Origin of the sequence: Uliginosibacterium sp. TH139 (genome assembly GCF_002855595.1) — a bacterium.
Classification (GTDB): Bacteria; Pseudomonadota; Gammaproteobacteria; order Burkholderiales; family Rhodocyclaceae; genus Uliginosibacterium; species Uliginosibacterium aquaticum.
Window position 1 is genome coordinate 17149 of the sequence record NZ_PKRR01000013.1, and the last position, 15767, is coordinate 32915.

Consider the following 15767-nt stretch of genomic DNA (forward strand, 5'->3'; position numbering starts at 1 on the left):
GCCCGTACAGGCCTGGTTCAAGTCGCGTAGCAGGGGATTAACCCCGATTCATGGGCGTGAGTCTGAACAGACTTCGGCTCGCTCCCCTGCTCCAGTTGAATCGCGTGATCGAACAGGTTCGCAAGCCGGCTCTGGTGGCTCACGCTGACCAGGGTCATGCCCGGCAATTCACGCCGCAGCATCTCGTGCAATGCCACTGCCGCGCTTTCATCGAGCTGGCTGGTGGCTTCGTCCATGAACACGCAATCCGGCCGCTGCAACAGCACCCGGGCGATCGAGAGACGTTGCTGCTCACCACCGGAGAGCACGCGCGACCATTCCGCTTCCTCCGCCAGACGTGTCTGCAAGGCCCCCAGCCCGCTCAACACGAGGGCCTGCTGCATGGCGGCCTCCGGCAGTGGATGAACTGCGGGATAGGAGAGGATGTCGGCCAGACTGGCTGTGGCGAGATAGGGATGCTGCGGCAGGAACAGGCTGCGCCCCCGCTGCAGCCGCAACTCGCCCTCGAAGTAAGGCCACAGCCCTGCGAGGCAGCGCAGCAGGCTCGACTTGCCCAGCCCGCTCCGCCCGGCCAGGCGCACCCAGCTGCCGGGCTCCACCCGGAAACTCACCTGCTCCAGCAAGGCGCGGCCATCCGGCAGATTCACATTCATGCCCAGCGCTTCCAGGCGCTCGGCCTGCTCGAAGCTGCGCACGCTCACCCGGGTGTTTTCAATCGCCAGCCGGAACTGGGTCAGGCGTGCCACGGTGGCCTTCCACTTGGCGATCTCGTCATACGCCTGAATGAACCAGCTGAGCGCTGAAGCCGTCTGGGTAAAGGCGGTGCTGATCTGCATCAGGCCACCCAGCGTGATGGACTTGGCCATGAAAGATGGCAAGGCTGCGAAGATGGGTACCAGTCCATTGATCCGGTTGTAACTGACCGAGAAAAAACCCAGCGACCGCTCGCGATTCATCAGGGCGCGCCAGTTCCCGGCGATCTCGCCGAAGCGTTGCATCAGCCGGCGATGCTCATGCGCCCCGCCACCATAGAAAGCAATCTGCTCGGCATGATCGCGCCGGCGTAAGAGCTCAGCGCGCAGATCGGCCTCGCGCCGCTGTTGTTCGTAGTTGAGCGATTGCAACACATGGCCGATGCGCTCGGCCACGAAGCTGCCGAAGATCGCGTAGCCCAGCGCAAACCAGACGAGGTAGCCCGGAATGCGCACCGACTGGTCCACGAAAGGCAGTACCAGATCGCTGGAGAGCCCCCACAACATGCCAGCGAAAGACACGATTCGCGTCACCGCGCTGATGAAGGAGCGCAGGATGTCGAGGCTGTCGGTCACCAGCAGGTTCACGTCTTCAGCGATGCGCTGGTCGGGGTTGTCCGGCTCGCCGGCAAGGCCGAGGCGGTAGAAGGCGTTGTCGTGCAGCCAGTCCGCCATCAGCTGCTCGGTCATGAAGGCCCGCCACTTCAGGATCAGCAGCTTGCGCAGCCAGTCGAGATACACCGCCATCACCACCGCGGCTGCGACCAGCAAGCAATACTTGCCCAGAAGCGGATAGATGCGGGCGGTATCGACCACCGCCAGCGCATCGTAGAAATCCTTGTTCCAGTAGCTGAACCACACGTTGAGCTGCACCAGCAACACACCAATGCCGATCACGCTCGCCAGCAGCAGCCAGGCGAGGCGGCTGTGCCGCGTGCCCCAGAACGGGCGCGCCAGCGCCCAGAAATCCCGCAGCACGCTCATTGGCCGGCCCCCTTGCCTTCCACCGCCGGCAGCAGGATTACGCTGGCCATGTCCCGCGTGAGGGCGAGCTCGGCAGCGAGCGCGCGCAGGGTCCGCACATTCATGCCGTCGAGCAGGTGCTGGCTGTCCGCCAGATAGCGGGCATCTCCCCAGCGCGCATAGCTCAGCTGGAGGCGAGCGAAGCGTGACCCGGCATCCTCGCGCCGCCGTCCTTCGGCGGCCTTCATGTTCCGGATCTCGGCCTCGAGCAGGGCATCGTCGAGCCGCGCTGGCAGTGTGGCCAGCACCTTGTGTGCGTGGCCCCAGAGCTCATCGATGCGTGCCGGGTCGGTGGTGAAATACAGCTCGCTGCCCAGACGCCCGCTCGCGGGGTCGAGCGTCATCGTGAAGTTCAGGCGGTAGATGCCGTTCTGCGCTTCCCGAAGCTCGCTGCGCAACACGCGGTAAGCGACGCGGGAGAGGATGGCAACGCCCACCGCGCGCTCGGGTGACCAGTTCATGGACTGACTGCCGATGGCGCGCACGCTGGCCTGCGGCTCAATGCCGATGGCCAGCCGCGACTCATGTCGGCCCGCGCGCTGCAGCAAGGGCTCGGCGGCCACCGATGCCGGGTCGCGCGGAATGCCTGCAAGATGCCGGCCCAGCAACCCACGCAGCACCTCAGGCTCGATCTCGCCGGCCAGGAAGTAGCGCACCGGCGCGGCAGACAACTGCCTTGCCAAGTCCTCGATGCGCGCCTGTCCCGCCTCACCCTCCAGCGCCAGCAGCGCTTCGGCGGTGGGGGAAGCGTCGAGCTCGGCAGCGGCGAAACGCAGTACGGCCATTTCGCGAGCCAGCGCGGCGCTGACACTGGCCGGCTGGCGTGCGATCTGGCGTGCAAGCTGGCGCAGGCTGCCACTCAAGGCCTGCGGATCGATACGGCTGGCCGTCTGCCGCGCCGCATAAAGCCGCAGAAGATCTTCCAGCTGGGCCGCTGTGCTTTGCCCGCTGTAGCTCAGGCTATCGTCCTTCTGCTCCTGATTGAGGTTCAACTTCTGCTCGCTCGCCCAGCGGCTCAAACTGCCCGGCGGCTGGGTGGCGGGATCGGCCTCGCGTGCGAGCTGGGCCGCGATCTGCCACTGCCAGGCCGGAGCTCCCGACTGGCGATAGCCGGCTGCCGAGCGGGCGGCAAAGCGGAGCTGCGGGTCCTGCGTGCGATGCCAGATGAATTCATCGCCGTTGGAAAGCTTCCAGCGGATGACATGGTTCTTTTCATCCACCTCCTCGGCCATGAGCCGACCGACCGGGCCCGGCTCCGGCGCCCGCGCTACCACCTTGGCAGGCGCCGCCTGAGGAACCGGCAAGGGCTCGGACGCAATGCGTGCGCGCAGGGCCTCCACCTCGGCCTGGCTAGGCAGGCGTAGCGGGCTCAGACCGGGTGCCAGCATGAACAGCAGCTGATCCGGGCTGGCGAGCCATTCGCGCACGCGTGCCTCCACATCCGCCGCCGTGATGCTGGCCATGATGGCCTTCACCTCGGCCTGCTTCTGTTGTGGATCCTGCAGGATTCGCCTCTCCACGAGGGCCTCCCCCAACAATTGCTGCCAGGTGCTGATGTCACGCCTGGCATGACCCTCCAGCGATTTGTCATTGAGCCGGTGGACCTCCGCTATCTCCTCGGCCAAGGCCTTGCGATCCACGCCTTCACGCCGTAACTGCTCCTGAGCCAGCAGGATCTGGCGTAGCCCTTCCTGATGGCCTCCGAGCGCCACACTTGCCGCGAAACCGAGCGAAGCCACGTTCCCGCCCAACTCGCCCCGGCTGCTGGTGAGAGACTCCACCGCAGATGGCAGTGCGCCCGCCCGCTGGCGCACTGTATGGCGCACCAAACGTTCGGCCAGGCGATCAATCAGGCGATTGCGAAAACCGGCCCGGTTCTGCTCCGGGTCACGCTTAAAACGAAACACCCAACCCACCTGGCTCGTACCACTCTCGGCATCCTGTACACGCGCAATACGCAGCTGGGTGCCCAACACCGGATCAGCTGGATTGCGGGCAGGTAGCTCCGCCGGTTCAAGCCCGGAAAAGCGAGCACGGATCTTCAGCTCCATTTCGGCGGGATCGACATCTCCGACGATCAGCAAAGCCATATTGCCCGGCCGGTACCAGTCAGCATAGAAGCGGCGCAAGGCACTGGCCGGCTGAGTACGGATGCTGGCCTCGCTGCCGATGGTGGGGCGGGCCGGATAAAGCGAACCGGCACGCAGCAGCGCACGGCGCTGGCGCTCCATGCGCTCGGTGAGGCCCAGCTTGGTCCGCCACTCCTCAAGGATAATTTTGCGTTCGCTCTCCAGACCAGCATCCGGGATCTTTGCGCCGCCGGCGATTTCTGCCAGCACGTCGAGCGCGGCCATCATCCGCTCTGGGCGCTTTTCCGGTGACAGCATGTAGAGCGTGCGCTCGAAGTTGGTCTGCGCGTTGTAGTGCCTGCCGACTTGCCAACCCAGGCTGGTCATGTAGTCCCGCAAGCCTTCGGGATGTTTCTGCGACGCATGGAAAACCATGTGCTCGACCATGTGGGCGACCCCGGACTGGTCATCGCGCTCGTCCAGCGAGCCGACGCGCACCACGAGCTGCATCGAGACCTGGGCCGAGCCATCCTTCACTGGCACGATGTAGTAGGGAAAGCCATTGGCCAGCTCTCCGCGCACGACACGAGGATCCCACAGGAATGCACCGGGCTCCGGTGCTGCACTGGCCAGCAGCGGCAGCGCGCAAGCAACCAGTAGGAATAGGGCCCGCAGCCAGGCGGCTGAACAGAAACGAGAGATGAACGGCATGAAGACTCCTGCCGCACCCGGCGAGGGCGCGGCTAGACGGGTGATGACGGGGGCGGTCAGAACGAGTAGCCGAGTTCGAGTGCGAAGCTGCGACCGCGCTCGTAGGTGGCGTAGGTGGAACTGGCGGAAGTCTTGTTCTTCTGATCGGTGATGTTTTCGATCGTGAGCTTCACTTCGAGACTCTGGTTAGCGTGGATGCGCGGCGTCCAGCTGATCACCGTATCCAGTGCGATCGAGCGCGGCAGCGAGGTTTGCTCCCATACATCCACCGTCGTGCCTTCGTAGGTGGTTTCACCGTTCTGCAACATCTGGCGATAGCCATCGCGGATACGCAGGATGTTGGTGAAGCTCAGCTGCTGTGCCGGCAGGCTGCTCATGGCACCGATGCGCAGCGTCCAGGGCCGGTTGTAGTTGTCAGCCGGCATCTCCGAATAACGGATGAACTTGCCGTCGTACTGGATGATTTCGTCATTGGCGAGTGCCGTGCCATAGACATCCGCGTAAGTCGAGTAATTGGATTTCACATCACTCTTGTTCACGGCAAACCAGAAGCGGGTGGCAACCGGGCCAGACTTGAAGGCCTTGTTGCTGTTCCAGCTGAGCGTCAGATCCTTGCTCAGGCTGCCACCTTCATTGGTGTAGACGTAGCACTGGTTGCTGTTGCAATCGGTCTGCTTGGTCACCAAGCGCTTGACGATCTGATCCTTCCCGTCACGGCGGGTGAAACGCAGGCTCAGGGGCCCGTTGAGCCAGTCGCTGTCGTAGTTCAGGCCGGCAGTCAGCTCATCGTCATACGGGCTGCGCATATCCTCGAGGCGATTGCTGGGTTTGGTCTGGGTCGCGCTGCTCCAGGCCAGGGTGCCGCTGCGAGTCTGGGTGTAGATGAGCGAGCTGACTTTTTCCTGCATCGCATAAGCGAACAGGTTGCGGCCGTAATAGCGGTTGGCACCGATATTCAAGGACAGCGGCTCACTGGCTTGCCAGGTGAGGCTCGAACGCGGTGAAAGATTGGTGTCTGCCGTCAGCGAATCGCGATCCACACGACCGCCCAGACGCAGCTTGAGATTGCGCCAGCTTGCCTCGTCTTCCAGGTAGGCCGCCCAGGTGTTGGCATCCACATCAAAACTGCCAGCCTTGTAGGTCATCAGGCGGCGAAAGTACTGCCCCACCGTCTTGCCCTTCGTCGGCGTGGTGGAGCAGGCTTCGCTATCGAGTGCACCGGTACTGGTCTGGCAGCGCGAGATCGCACCGGAAGTTGGTAGATCGGCCACCGTCAGGTAATAGCGCGTGTCTTTCAGGCGGGTGTACTCGGCATGCTTCTGCTGGTACTCGAGGCCGCTGCTGACGCGGTGCCGGGTGTCGCCCAGCGAGAGTTCATGAAAAGCGGACTTGAGCTTGTAGCCCAGGTTCTGCATCTTCTGGTCGATGTCGCCGAAAGCACCCTCGCCGCTGCTGGCATTGCTCTGGCTGGCATCGCCCCAGTTCTTGTCCGCCGACCAGCGCCAGTCGCGGTAGTAATCGGCATCGCTGCGGCGCGACTGGTCGGTTTCGGAAAACGAGATCTGCTGGCTGAGCGTGGCGGGCGCCAGTCTCGACTCCAGATGCCCCGCAAGATTTAGACCGCCGGATTTGATCGTGTAATCGCTGTTGCGATAGTTCTCGATGAAGTAGCTGTTCTCCGTCGGTGCATAGACGAGCGAAACATCCCCCTTGTGGGCGCTGCCGGCGGGGGCAAAGTCGGTCTTGATCACCAGCGTGTCCTGGATCCGCTGCTGGGTGACTTCGCGGCTCTCGGTGGTGCCCGCATTGGTCGTCGAAAAGCGGTTGAGCGGAATGTCGGATTGCTTGCGAACCACGCTCATCAGAAGGCCCCAGGAGGGATCCGGGCGGGTTTCAAGGGTGGTCTTGTAGGTCCACTTCTTGAAGCGGGGCTGATTGTCCGCTGTGGAGGAGTTTTCAAATTCCTCCTGTTTCGCCGGATCGATGAAGAGGTGAGTCCAGTCCGATGAGGTGTAGCCAATCGCGAGGCTGCCGCCAAAGCGTTTGCGTGCCGAGCAGATCTTTGCGTCCACCACACCGCCGGTGAAGCGCCCGTATTCCGCGGACACGTTGGAATCCTTGACCTCCACATCGCACAGGATGCTGCTGTCGATCGCCAGCGCTTGGGCATTGCCCGGGATGTATTCAGGATTGGTGGTGACGATCTTGTTGCCCGGGTCGAGATCATTCGCAATCGACACACCATCCAGCAGGATTTCGTTCTGATACGGCTTGGCGCCGTGAATGCTGATCTCCGCCGGTGCTATCTCGCCAGCCGTCTGCGAAGAGAGCTGGGCTTCGCTGTACTGGATGTTCGGATTGAGCTTGAGCTGACTGGTGAGATCCCCGTTAATCGCCGGCATGTTGCGGATCATCTGGCGATCGAGCTTATCCACCCCGGCCAGATGACGGGCAACGACCTTGACCTCGGCAAGCTCCGGTGCCTCGCTAGCATTTTCCGTGGCGGCCTTGCGGGCGGGTGCCGATGCGGGCGTGCGGCGCAACACGAAGCTGCCCGAGGCCGTCTGTGCAGCCTCGAAACCACTGCCCGCGAGCAGCGCCGCAAAGCCCGCAGCTGTGCCGAAACGGCCCTGCACGCCCTTGGACTCTAGCCCCTTGAGCTGGGCTGCATCAAAAGCCAGCACCACGCCGGCCTCGGCCGCAAAGCGGTTCAAGGCCTCGGCGAGCGGCCCGGCGGCAATTGCATACTGACGCTGTGGGCTGGAGGCAGGCGTTGCCTGAGCATGAGCGCCGGCCTGCAAACCAATGACCAGACTGGCTGCCATCAGGGCCATGACAAGCGGCTGCGGACGCGCTGGGCAAGCCGCTGTGGCGAGGGGAGAAAACGGGCTGCGCGGGGGAAGTAAAAACATGTTGTAGCCTGCGAATGAGAAGTGTTTCATTCGGTAGGCCGAACGAGCGCACAAAAAGGACACTCTCCGCAGCAAATTATTTTGCGCACAGTGCGGAGTCCGCCCTGGCCTGCCCTGAGTGAAAGCCAATCCTTGGTCAGATTGCGCAGCTGATGAGCAACACGCTCCGGATTTCGGCCCGCTCGCCTGTGGCTAGCCAGCCGAATCAGTCGCGCCGGGGCAAGAGACGCAAGGCGCCGGCTGCTGTGGTCTCGACACGCAATCCGTGCAGAGCGGCAACGCTCTCCAGTGAGTGGGCGGGCTGATCGACCAGATAGCTGCCGGACACGCGCAGGCCGGCAATCCGCGCATCGCATTCGATGGCTTTGCCGGACTGATGTGCGAGCGCAGTCGTGAAACGCGCCAGCGGCATGTCCAACACCACCAGCAAACCTCGCGTCCAGGCATCATCAGCCGCCGATGACGCTACCGGCACACCGACGGCGCTAGCCGAGAAACGCACGGCCTGCCCGGCCGCGATACGCAGCGGCGAGGCTTCCCGCTGCGGCTGGGTTAGCTCGACCGCATGCTCCTGCACCGCCAGTGTCGTGCCGGACTCGTCTTGTTGCAGGGTGAAGCGGGTTCCCAGCGGCCTGACCTGCCCGTCCCGCGCCACCACCAGGAGTGGTCTGGGCGAAGTACCCGCCGCCGGATCGTGGCCGCTCTGCACCTGCAACTCCCCGTCTTTCAGACGCAGCTCGCGTCGCCGGGCATCAAAGGAGATGCCGACGGTGGTCGCTGAGCCCAACAGCAGCCGGCTACCGTCCGAGAGTTTCACTACGCGGCGCTCCCCCTGTGCGGTGGCCACCCATTCGACGGGCGCTTCTGGTGAGGCACGCATCAACAGAAAGGCCAGGCCACACGCCAGCATGAGCCCGGCACAGGCTGCAAGGCGCTGGCGCTTGCCTGACGCCGCTGCATCCAGCGCACGGCGCGTCTGGGCGGGTGCCTGGGTCAGCAGCCCCTGCAAGCGTTCAACGCGCGACCAAGCCTCGCGGCACTCGGGGGAACTGTCGTGCCAGCGCTGCCAGGCGGCGTGGTCCGTAGCACTCGCCTCACCGGAGCACAGACGTACATACCAGGCTGCCGCCGCCTCCAGATGCACGGCAACACCGCCGCTCTGCTCTGCCTTCACAGACACTGGAGGCATTGCAGCACCGCTTTCTGCATGTACTTCTTCACGCTGCTGACCGACACGCCGAGTTCGGTCGCGATCTCGGCATAGCTCCAGCCATCCAGTTGCGACAGCAGGAAGGCCCGCTTGGCCTTGGCACCCAGACCATCCAGCATGCGATCAATCTCGAGCAGGGTTTCGAGCAGGATGGCCCGCTCCTCAAGCGACGGCTGGGCGGCCTCCGGCAAGCTGGCCAGCTCGGCAAGATAGGCACGCTCCAAGTCCTGACGACGGAAATGATCGACCAGCAAACCACGCGCGATGGTGGCCAGGTACTGTCGCGGCTGTTCCAGCTCGGGCGGCCGCTCACCCGCCTGCAGGATGCGCAGGAAGGTCTCCTGAGCGAAGTCTGCAGCCCGATCCGAGCAATATCCCAAACGCCCGCGCAACCATCCCGTGAGCCAGGAGTGGTGCTCGCGGTAGAGGCCTTCGTGAGTCAGGGCAAGCATTGTGTGTCAGGGGAAGCATTATGTATTTATGAGAATGATTATCATTTATACAGGTGCTTCGCACAAGAGCCATTACATCGCCCGAATTCGCTCAGGCCTTGCGAACGCCTCCATCCGGCCGGTGCAGCGCCACTCTATTCAAGGGCCTGTGCCGCAGGTATTGCAGCCTGGGCCCGACGAGCGCCACGCCTAACCCGTCTGCTCAAGTACGTTCTGAAACGCAATCTCGTTCCGCAGCGTGTTGTACCCGGCGTCACCGGCATAACTGCACTCGCCGCTCCCGCTATCCACCCCACCTAACAGAGGACAGGCGCCGAACAGCTCAGCCACCCAGTCGACAAATGCACGCACTTTCGGTGACAGATGACGGTTCTGCATGTAGGCCACCGAAATCTGCATTGGCGCTGGCGCCAGCTCGGGCAAGACCTCGACCAGCGCCCCCGATTCAAGCAAGGGCAAAACGGTAAAGCGGGCCGGCTGGATCATGCCGAACCCCTGCAAGGCACAGGCAATGTAGGCATCCATGTCATTGACTGAAACGCTGCCCTGCATCTTCAAGGGCGTCGTCTGACCATCAACAATGAAATCCCAGTCGAAGTTGCGGCCCGTACGATGCGAAAAATAATGCACGGCAACATGCTGCTTCAGGTCATCGAGGCTATGCGGCACGCCATAGCGTTCGAGGTAATCGGGTGTCGCGCAGGTAATCATCTTGATCGCACCGATTCGCCGGGCCACCAGGGTTGAATCCTGCAAATCACCGGCCCGGATGACGCAATCCACCGCTTCACGTACCAGATCAACCAGACGGTCCCCCATGCCGATGACCAGCTCGACATCTGGGTAGCGCGCGCGAAATTCGCACAGACGCGGGATCAGCACGAGGCGACCAATAGGCGAAGGCACATCGACACGCAGGCGCCCCTTGGGCCCCTGCCCCACATCCCGAAACGACGCCTCAGTCTCCTCGACCTCGCCAAGGATGCGGGCGCAATGCTCATAGTAGGCGGCCCCGTCCGGCGTCAGGCTGATGCGCCGCGTGGTCCGGTTGAGCAAGCGTACCCGCAGCAGGGCCTCGAGATTCTGAATGATGGTGGTCACGGTTGCCCGTGGCAGGCCAAGCATGTCTGCCGCACGGGTAAAGCTGTTGGCGTCTACCACCCGGGTAAACACCTGCATGGCCTGGAAACGGTCCATCCTGCGATCTCCTGAGATCTTTGATTGTTTGCTGCTGATGAATAGTATTGTTTAAAACGACGTATTTATCCAGCCAGAAACAACGCAGAGAATGGCTCCATCCCAATTTCTGGCAGTCTCCTGCCCTGGATGCGATGCAAGCCACCACCCCGCAGCCGCCGCAAGACCTGAGCATTCCCGGCCCAGCCGGCCCGCTCGCTCTGCGCGTATACCGCCCCGGCACCGCCCGGGCGGGCTTGCCCATCGTGCTCTATTTCCATGGTGGTGGCTTCATCGGCGGCAGCCTGGATGATGCCCATGCCGCAGCAGCGTTTATCGCTGAGCACACGCCGGCCTTGGTCATTGCCGTCGATTACGCCCTGGCCCCGGCCAAGCCCTTCCCAGCGGCCCCCGAGGATGCCTATGCCGCTGCGCGGTGGGCCGTTGAGCACGCCGCCGAACTAGGCGGCGCTCCTGAGCGGTTGGCGGTTGCCGGCGACGATGCCGGCGGCAACCTGGCGGCAGCCCTGAGCCTGATTGCCCGTGATCGCAATGGCCCGGCCATCCTGGCCCAGGTGCTGGTCGGACCAATGCTCGACCCGAGCATGACCCGCCTTGGTGACGGCGCCCGCCTGAACTCGGATCTCAGCGCCGCGACCTGCGCCGACTGCTATCGCCAGTATCTGCCCCAGCCGCGCCAGCGCCTGCACCCCTACGCGTCGCCGCTGGTTTCGGTACGCCAGGCAGGCTTGCCGCCGGCATTGATCATCACGGCGGAATGCGACGTGCTGCACAAGGAAGCCGAGACCTATGCCGAAGCCTTGATCGCCGCCGGCGTTGCCACTCAGGTCGTGCGCCTGGCCGGCCTCAAGCACGCTGCACTGGCCAGCCACCGCCCAGCACTGGCTGAAATTGCCCATTTCCTGCGCCGCCGTCTTGGCGAGCAAGAGATTCCGGCAGACCCGCCCGACGCGCTGGATCAGCGCAATGAACACCAAAGCCCCCCCAGATCCTCGTCAGAAACCCGATAAGCCCCGCCCCCATTATTCAAACCCCCCAGAGGAATCATCATGCCCCTACGCCAAAAAAGCTTCGTTCTCGCCGCCGCCCTGGCCGGCCTCTTCAGTCTCGGAGCTGGTCTCGCCGTTTACCACGGCCAGGCCGGTGCAGCCCCCAACACTGCGCCGGCCGCGGCCACGGTGGATGTCGCCGAAGTCATCGGCCGCGCAGTCACCGAATGGCAGCAATACTCCGGCCGCCTCGAAGCAGTGGAGCGGGTCGAGATCCATCCCCAGGTCTCCGGCATCCTGACTGCCGTGCATTTCAAGGACGGCAGCCTGGTCAAGAAGGGTGAGCTGCTGTTCACCATCGATCCGCGCCCCTTCGCTGCCGAGGTAGCCCGTGCCGAAGCCCAGCTCGCTGCGATGGACGCTCGCGTCGCCTACACCGCCAGCGATCTGGCGCGCGGCGAACGACTGCTGGCCGAAAACGCCATCGCCCGCCGGGATTTCGACGAGAAGCAGAACGCCGCCCGCGAAGCCAAAGCCAACCTGCAGGCGGCCAAGGCTGCGCTCAATGTTGCCCAGCTCAATCTCGAATACACCCGCATCACCGCGCCGATCACCGGCCGCGTCTCGCGTGCAGAAGTCACCGTTGGCAATCTGGTCGCTCCCGGCAACGGCCCGGCGCTGACTTCGCTGGTCTCCGCCGATCGCATCTATGCCGCCTTCGATGTCGACGAGCAGAGCTACTTGAAGGTCGTCAGTGGCAGCCAGGGCAAGGCACTGCCCATCCATCTGGGCCTCGCCAACGACGAGGGCTACTCGCTTCAGGGGCGGCTGAGCTCGGTGGATAACCGCCTCGACAGCAGCTCCGGCACCATCCGCCTGCGGGCCTTGGTCGACAATCCGGACGGCAAGCTGCTACCCGGCCTCTATGCCCGCATCCGGCTTGGCGCATCCGGCCAGCGTGATGCCGTGCTGATCGATGAAAAAGCGGTCGGCACGGACCAAGCCAGGCGCTTCGTACTGGTGGTCGGCGAAGGCAACCAGACCGCTTACCGGGAAGTCCGCCTGGGCAGTCTGCAAGACGGCCTGCGCGTCGTCGAAAGCGGTCTCAAGGCCGGCGAACGCATCGTGGTCAACGGTCTGCAACGGGTACGCCCGGGCGACCCGGTGACCCCCAACATCGTCCCGATGGGCGCTGCCGTGCCGGCTGCCGCCAAGGGCTGAGGACTCACCGTCATGAACATCTCAAAATTCTTTATCGACCGGCCGATCTTCGCCGGCGTACTCTCCATCCTGCTTCTGCTCGCGGGCGTGCTGGCAGTGTTCCAGCTGCCGATCTCGGAGTATCCCGAAGTCGTGCCGCCTTCGGTCGTCGTGCGCGCCCAATATCCCGGCGCCAACCCCAAGGTGATTGCTGAAACGGTGGCCTCGCCATTGGAGGAGTCGATCAACGGCGTCGAAAACATGCTCTACATGCAGTCGCAGGCCAACAGCGACGGCAATCTGACGGTGACGGTCAATTTCAAGCTCGGCGTCGATCCTGACAAAGCCCAGCAACTGGTCCAGAACCGCGTCTCGCAAGCCTTGCCACGCCTGCCCGAGGATGTGCAGCGCCTGGGGGTGACGACGGTGAAAAGCTCGCCGACGCTGACCCTGGTGGTGCACCTGATCTCGCCGGACGACAAGTACGACGCCACCTATCTGCGCAATTACGCCGTGCTCAACGTCAAGGACCGGCTGGCCCGCATCTCCGGGGTCGGCGAAGTCTCGGTATGGGGCGCCGGCAACTATGCCATGCGCGTCTGGCTTGATCCGCAGAAAGTTGCCCAGCGCGGCCTGACCGCCAGTGAAGTGGTGGGCGCCATCCGCGAGCAGAACGTGCAAGTTGCAGCCGGCGTGATCGGTGCCTCGCCGAGCGCGCCGGACACGCCGATGCAGTTTTCGGTCAATGCCCAGGGCCGCCTGCAAAGCGAGGAAGAGTTCCGCGACATCGTGCTCAAGACCTCTCCCGACGGCAGCGTTACCCGCCTGGCTGACGTCGCCCGCGTCGAGCTCGATGCAGCGGAATACGGCCTGCGCTCACTGCTCAACAACAAACCCGCCATCGGCATGGGCATCATGCAATCGCCCGGCGCCAACGCCCTCGAGGTTTCCTCCCAGGTGCGCGCAGCGATGGCCGATCTGGCAAAAGACTTCCCGGCCTCGGTGGAATACCGCATCGAATACGACCCGACCCAGTTCGTGCGCTCCAGCATCAAGGCCGTGGTGCACACCCTGCTCGAAGCCATTCTGCTGGTCGTGCTGGTCGTGATCGTTTTCTTGCAGACCTGGCGTGCCTCGATCATCCCGCTGCTCGCCGTGCCGGTCTCCATCGTCGGCACCTTCTCGCTGATGCTCGGTTTCGGTTACTCGATCAATGCCCTGTCGCTGTTCGGCATGGTGCTGGCCATCGGTATCGTGGTCGATGACGCGATCGTGGTGGTTGAAAACGTCGAGCGCAACATCGAGGCCGGGCTGACGCCTCGCGACGCCACCTACCGGGCAATGCGCGAAGTCAGCGGGCCGATCATCGCCATCGCGCTGACTTTGGTTGCCGTGTTTGTGCCGCTCGCCTTCATGACCGGCCTCACCGGCCAGTTCTACAAGCAGTTCGCGATGACCATCGCCATCTCGACGGTGATCTCGGCCTTCAACTCGCTGACCCTGTCCCCGGCCCTGGCCGCCATGCTGCTCAAGGGCCACGGCGAAACACCGGACTGGCTGACGCGGCAGATGAACCGCTGGTTCGGCGGCTTCTTTGCAGCCTTCAACCGCTTCTTCGGTCGCGCTTCCGAGAGCTACGGCCGCGGCGTCACCGGCGTCATCGGTCGCAAGGCCTCGGCGATGGGCGTGTATGCCGTGCTGCTGGGGCTGACAGTGGGCATCTCCTATCTGGTGCCCGGCGGCTTCGTGCCGGCCCAGGACAAGCAGTACCTGATCGGCTTCACGCAATTGCCGAACGGCGCCTCGCTCGACCGCACCGAAGCGGTGATCCGCAAGATGGGTGAAATCGCGCTGGCACAACCGGGCGTTGAAAGCACCATTGCCTTCCCCGGCCTGTCGATCAACGGATTCACCAACAGCTCCAGCGCTGGCATCGTGTTCGTGACCCTGAAACCCTTTGATGAACGCCATGGGCCGGAACTCTCGGCAGGCGCCATCGCCGGCGCGCTGAACCAGAAATACGCCGCGATCCAGGAATCCTTCATCGCCGTCTTCCCACCACCACCGGTGATGGGCCTGGGCACGGTGGGCGGCTTCAAGATGCAGATCGAGGACCGCGGCGCCATCGGCTACGCCGAGCTGAATGCGGCCGCCAATGCCTTCATGGCTGCAGCATCCAAAGCGCCGGAACTGGGGCCGATGTTCTCCAGCTACCAGATCAACGTGCCCCAGCTCGATGTGGATCTCGATCGCGTCAAGGCCAAGCAACAAGGGGTTTCGGTGACCGATGTGTTCGACACCATGCAGATCTACCTCGGCTCACTGTATGTGAACGACTTCAACCGCTTCGGCCGCACTTACCAGGTCCGCGCCCAGGCCGATGCACCGTTCCGCGCCCATCCGGAGGACATCCTGCAACTGAAGACGCGCAACAATCAGGGCGAAATGGTGCCGCTCTCCTCGCTGGTCAAGGTGCACTCCACCTTCGGCCCGGAAATGGTCGTGCGCTACAACGGCTATACCGCCGCCGATATCAACGGCGGCCCGGCACCCGGCTATTCGTCGGCCCAGGCCGAGGCAGCCGTCGAGCGCATCGCCGCAGACACTCTGCCGCGAGGCGTGCGTTTCGAGTGGACCGATCTGACCTACCAGAAGATTCTCGCAGGCAACGCCGGCATCTGGGTCTTCCCGATCAGTCTGTTGCTGGTCTTCCTGGTACTCGCGGCACAGTACGAAAGCCTGACCCTGCCGCTGGCAGTGATCATGATCGTGCCGATGAGCATCCTGGCCGCGCTCACGGGCGTCTGGCTGACCGGTGGTGACAACAACATCTTCACCCAGATCGGGCTGATGGTGCTGGTGGGCCTGGCGTGCAAGAACGCCATCCTGATCGTCGAATTCGCCCGCGAACTGGAACTGCAGGGCGCGACCCCGATCGATGCGGCCATCGACGCAAGCCGCCTGCGCCTGCGCCCGATCCTGATGACGTCCATCGCCTTCATCATGGGCGTCATCCCGCTCGTCATCTCAAGTGGTGCCGGCTCCGAAATGCGCCATGCCATGGGGATTGCCGTCTTCTTCGGCATGCTCGGCGTGACCTTCTTCGGGTTGTTCCTGACCCCGGTTTTCTATGTGCTGCTGCGCACCCTCGACAAGCGCCACAAGCTGCACACCGCAGCTCCGCATGAGGCTCCGATCACCCCGGCTCACACCGCCCCTCAGCGTGCGGTCTGACCCCCAGGAGAAATGAAC

9 protein-coding genes are annotated in these 15767 nt (G+C 63.7%); 3 read left to right on the forward strand and 6 right to left on the reverse strand.

Features of this window, described 5'->3' with window-relative positions; translation table 11 throughout:
• Positions 1-17 precede the first annotated feature (17 nt).
• The 6 genes from C0V76_RS18990 to C0V76_RS19015 all read right to left on the reverse strand — a co-directional run bounded on the left by C0V76_RS18990 (position 18) and on the right by C0V76_RS19015 (position 10326).
• Positions 18-1736, reverse strand: a complete 1719-nt coding sequence (locus tag C0V76_RS18990) for an ABC transporter ATP-binding protein/permease (protein WP_101944486.1) — start codon at positions 1734-1736, stop codon at positions 18-20.
• On the reverse strand, positions 1733-4555 hold the full coding sequence (locus tag C0V76_RS18995) for a M16 family metallopeptidase (protein ID WP_101944487.1): 2823 nt from the start codon (positions 4553-4555) through the stop codon (positions 1733-1735). The genes C0V76_RS18990 and C0V76_RS18995 overlap by 4 nt, the downstream gene beginning before the upstream one ends.
• 56 nt (positions 4556-4611) lie before the next feature.
• Complete coding sequence (locus tag C0V76_RS19000) at positions 4612-7389, reverse strand: TonB-dependent siderophore receptor (RefSeq protein WP_158239297.1); 2778 nt, start codon at positions 7387-7389, stop codon at positions 4612-4614.
• A 283-nt stretch (positions 7390-7672) separates the two neighbouring features.
• Positions 7673-8656, reverse strand: a complete 984-nt coding sequence (locus C0V76_RS19005; RefSeq protein WP_101944489.1) for a FecR domain-containing protein — start codon at positions 8654-8656, stop codon at positions 7673-7675.
• On the reverse strand, positions 8638-9129 hold the full coding sequence (locus C0V76_RS19010; protein ID WP_101944490.1) for a sigma-70 family RNA polymerase sigma factor: 492 nt from the start codon (positions 9127-9129) through the stop codon (positions 8638-8640). Before C0V76_RS19010 ends, C0V76_RS19005 begins: the two co-directional genes overlap by 19 nt.
• Before the next feature lie 189 nt (positions 9130-9318).
• Positions 9319-10326 carry a LysR family transcriptional regulator gene (locus tag C0V76_RS19015; protein ID WP_101944491.1) on the reverse strand — a complete coding sequence of 336 codons (1008 nt, stop codon included), beginning with the start codon at positions 10324-10326 and terminating at the stop codon, positions 9319-9321.
• 134 nt (positions 10327-10460) lie between these two features.
• Here C0V76_RS19015 and C0V76_RS19020 point away from each other — a divergent pair, with 134 nt between their 5' ends.
• Genes C0V76_RS19020 through C0V76_RS19030 form a run of 3 tightly spaced genes read left to right on the forward strand, consistent with a single transcriptional unit; the run spans position 10461 to position 15749 of the window.
• Positions 10461-11336: an alpha/beta hydrolase gene (locus C0V76_RS19020; RefSeq protein ID WP_101944492.1), complete on the forward strand. Its 876-nt coding sequence runs from the start codon at positions 10461-10463 to the stop codon at positions 11334-11336.
• A gap of 39 nt (positions 11337-11375) precedes the next feature.
• Positions 11376-12536, forward strand: a complete 1161-nt coding sequence (locus C0V76_RS19025; protein WP_101944493.1) for an efflux RND transporter periplasmic adaptor subunit — start codon at positions 11376-11378, stop codon at positions 12534-12536.
• 12 nt (positions 12537-12548) lie between these two features.
• Positions 12549-15749 carry an efflux RND transporter permease subunit gene (locus C0V76_RS19030; protein ID WP_101944494.1) on the forward strand — a complete coding sequence of 1067 codons (3201 nt, stop codon included), beginning with the start codon at positions 12549-12551 and terminating at the stop codon, positions 15747-15749.
• Positions 15750-15767 lie beyond the last annotated feature (18 nt).

Excerpts from the sequence above, each read along its gene's own strand:
- C0V76_RS19000 (WP_158239297.1), bottom strand. The coding sequence starts at position 7,389 with ATGGCCCTGATGGCAGCCAGTCTGGTCATTGGTTTGCAGGCCGGCGCT.
- C0V76_RS19020 (WP_101944492.1), top strand. The coding sequence starts at position 10,461 with ATGCAAGCCACCACCCCGCAGCCGCCGCAAGACCTGAGCATTCCCGGC.
- C0V76_RS18995 (WP_101944487.1), bottom strand. The coding sequence starts at position 4,555 with ATGCCGTTCATCTCTCGTTTCTGTTCAGCCGCCTGGCTGCGGGCCCTA.
- C0V76_RS19015 (WP_101944491.1), bottom strand. The coding sequence starts at position 10,326 with ATGGACCGTTTCCAGGCCATGCAGGTGTTTACCCGGGTGGTAGACGCC.
- C0V76_RS19010 (WP_101944490.1), bottom strand. The coding sequence starts at position 9,129 with ATGCTTGCCCTGACTCACGAAGGCCTCTACCGCGAGCACCACTCCTGG.
- C0V76_RS18990 (WP_101944486.1), bottom strand. The coding sequence starts at position 1,736 with ATGAGCGTGCTGCGGGATTTCTGGGCGCTGGCGCGCCCGTTCTGGGGC.
- C0V76_RS19025 (WP_101944493.1), top strand. The coding sequence starts at position 11,376 with ATGCCCCTACGCCAAAAAAGCTTCGTTCTCGCCGCCGCCCTGGCCGGC.
- C0V76_RS19030 (WP_101944494.1), top strand. The coding sequence starts at position 12,549 with ATGAACATCTCAAAATTCTTTATCGACCGGCCGATCTTCGCCGGCGTA.
- C0V76_RS19005 (WP_101944489.1), bottom strand. The coding sequence starts at position 8,656 with ATGCCTCCAGTGTCTGTGAAGGCAGAGCAGAGCGGCGGTGTTGCCGTG.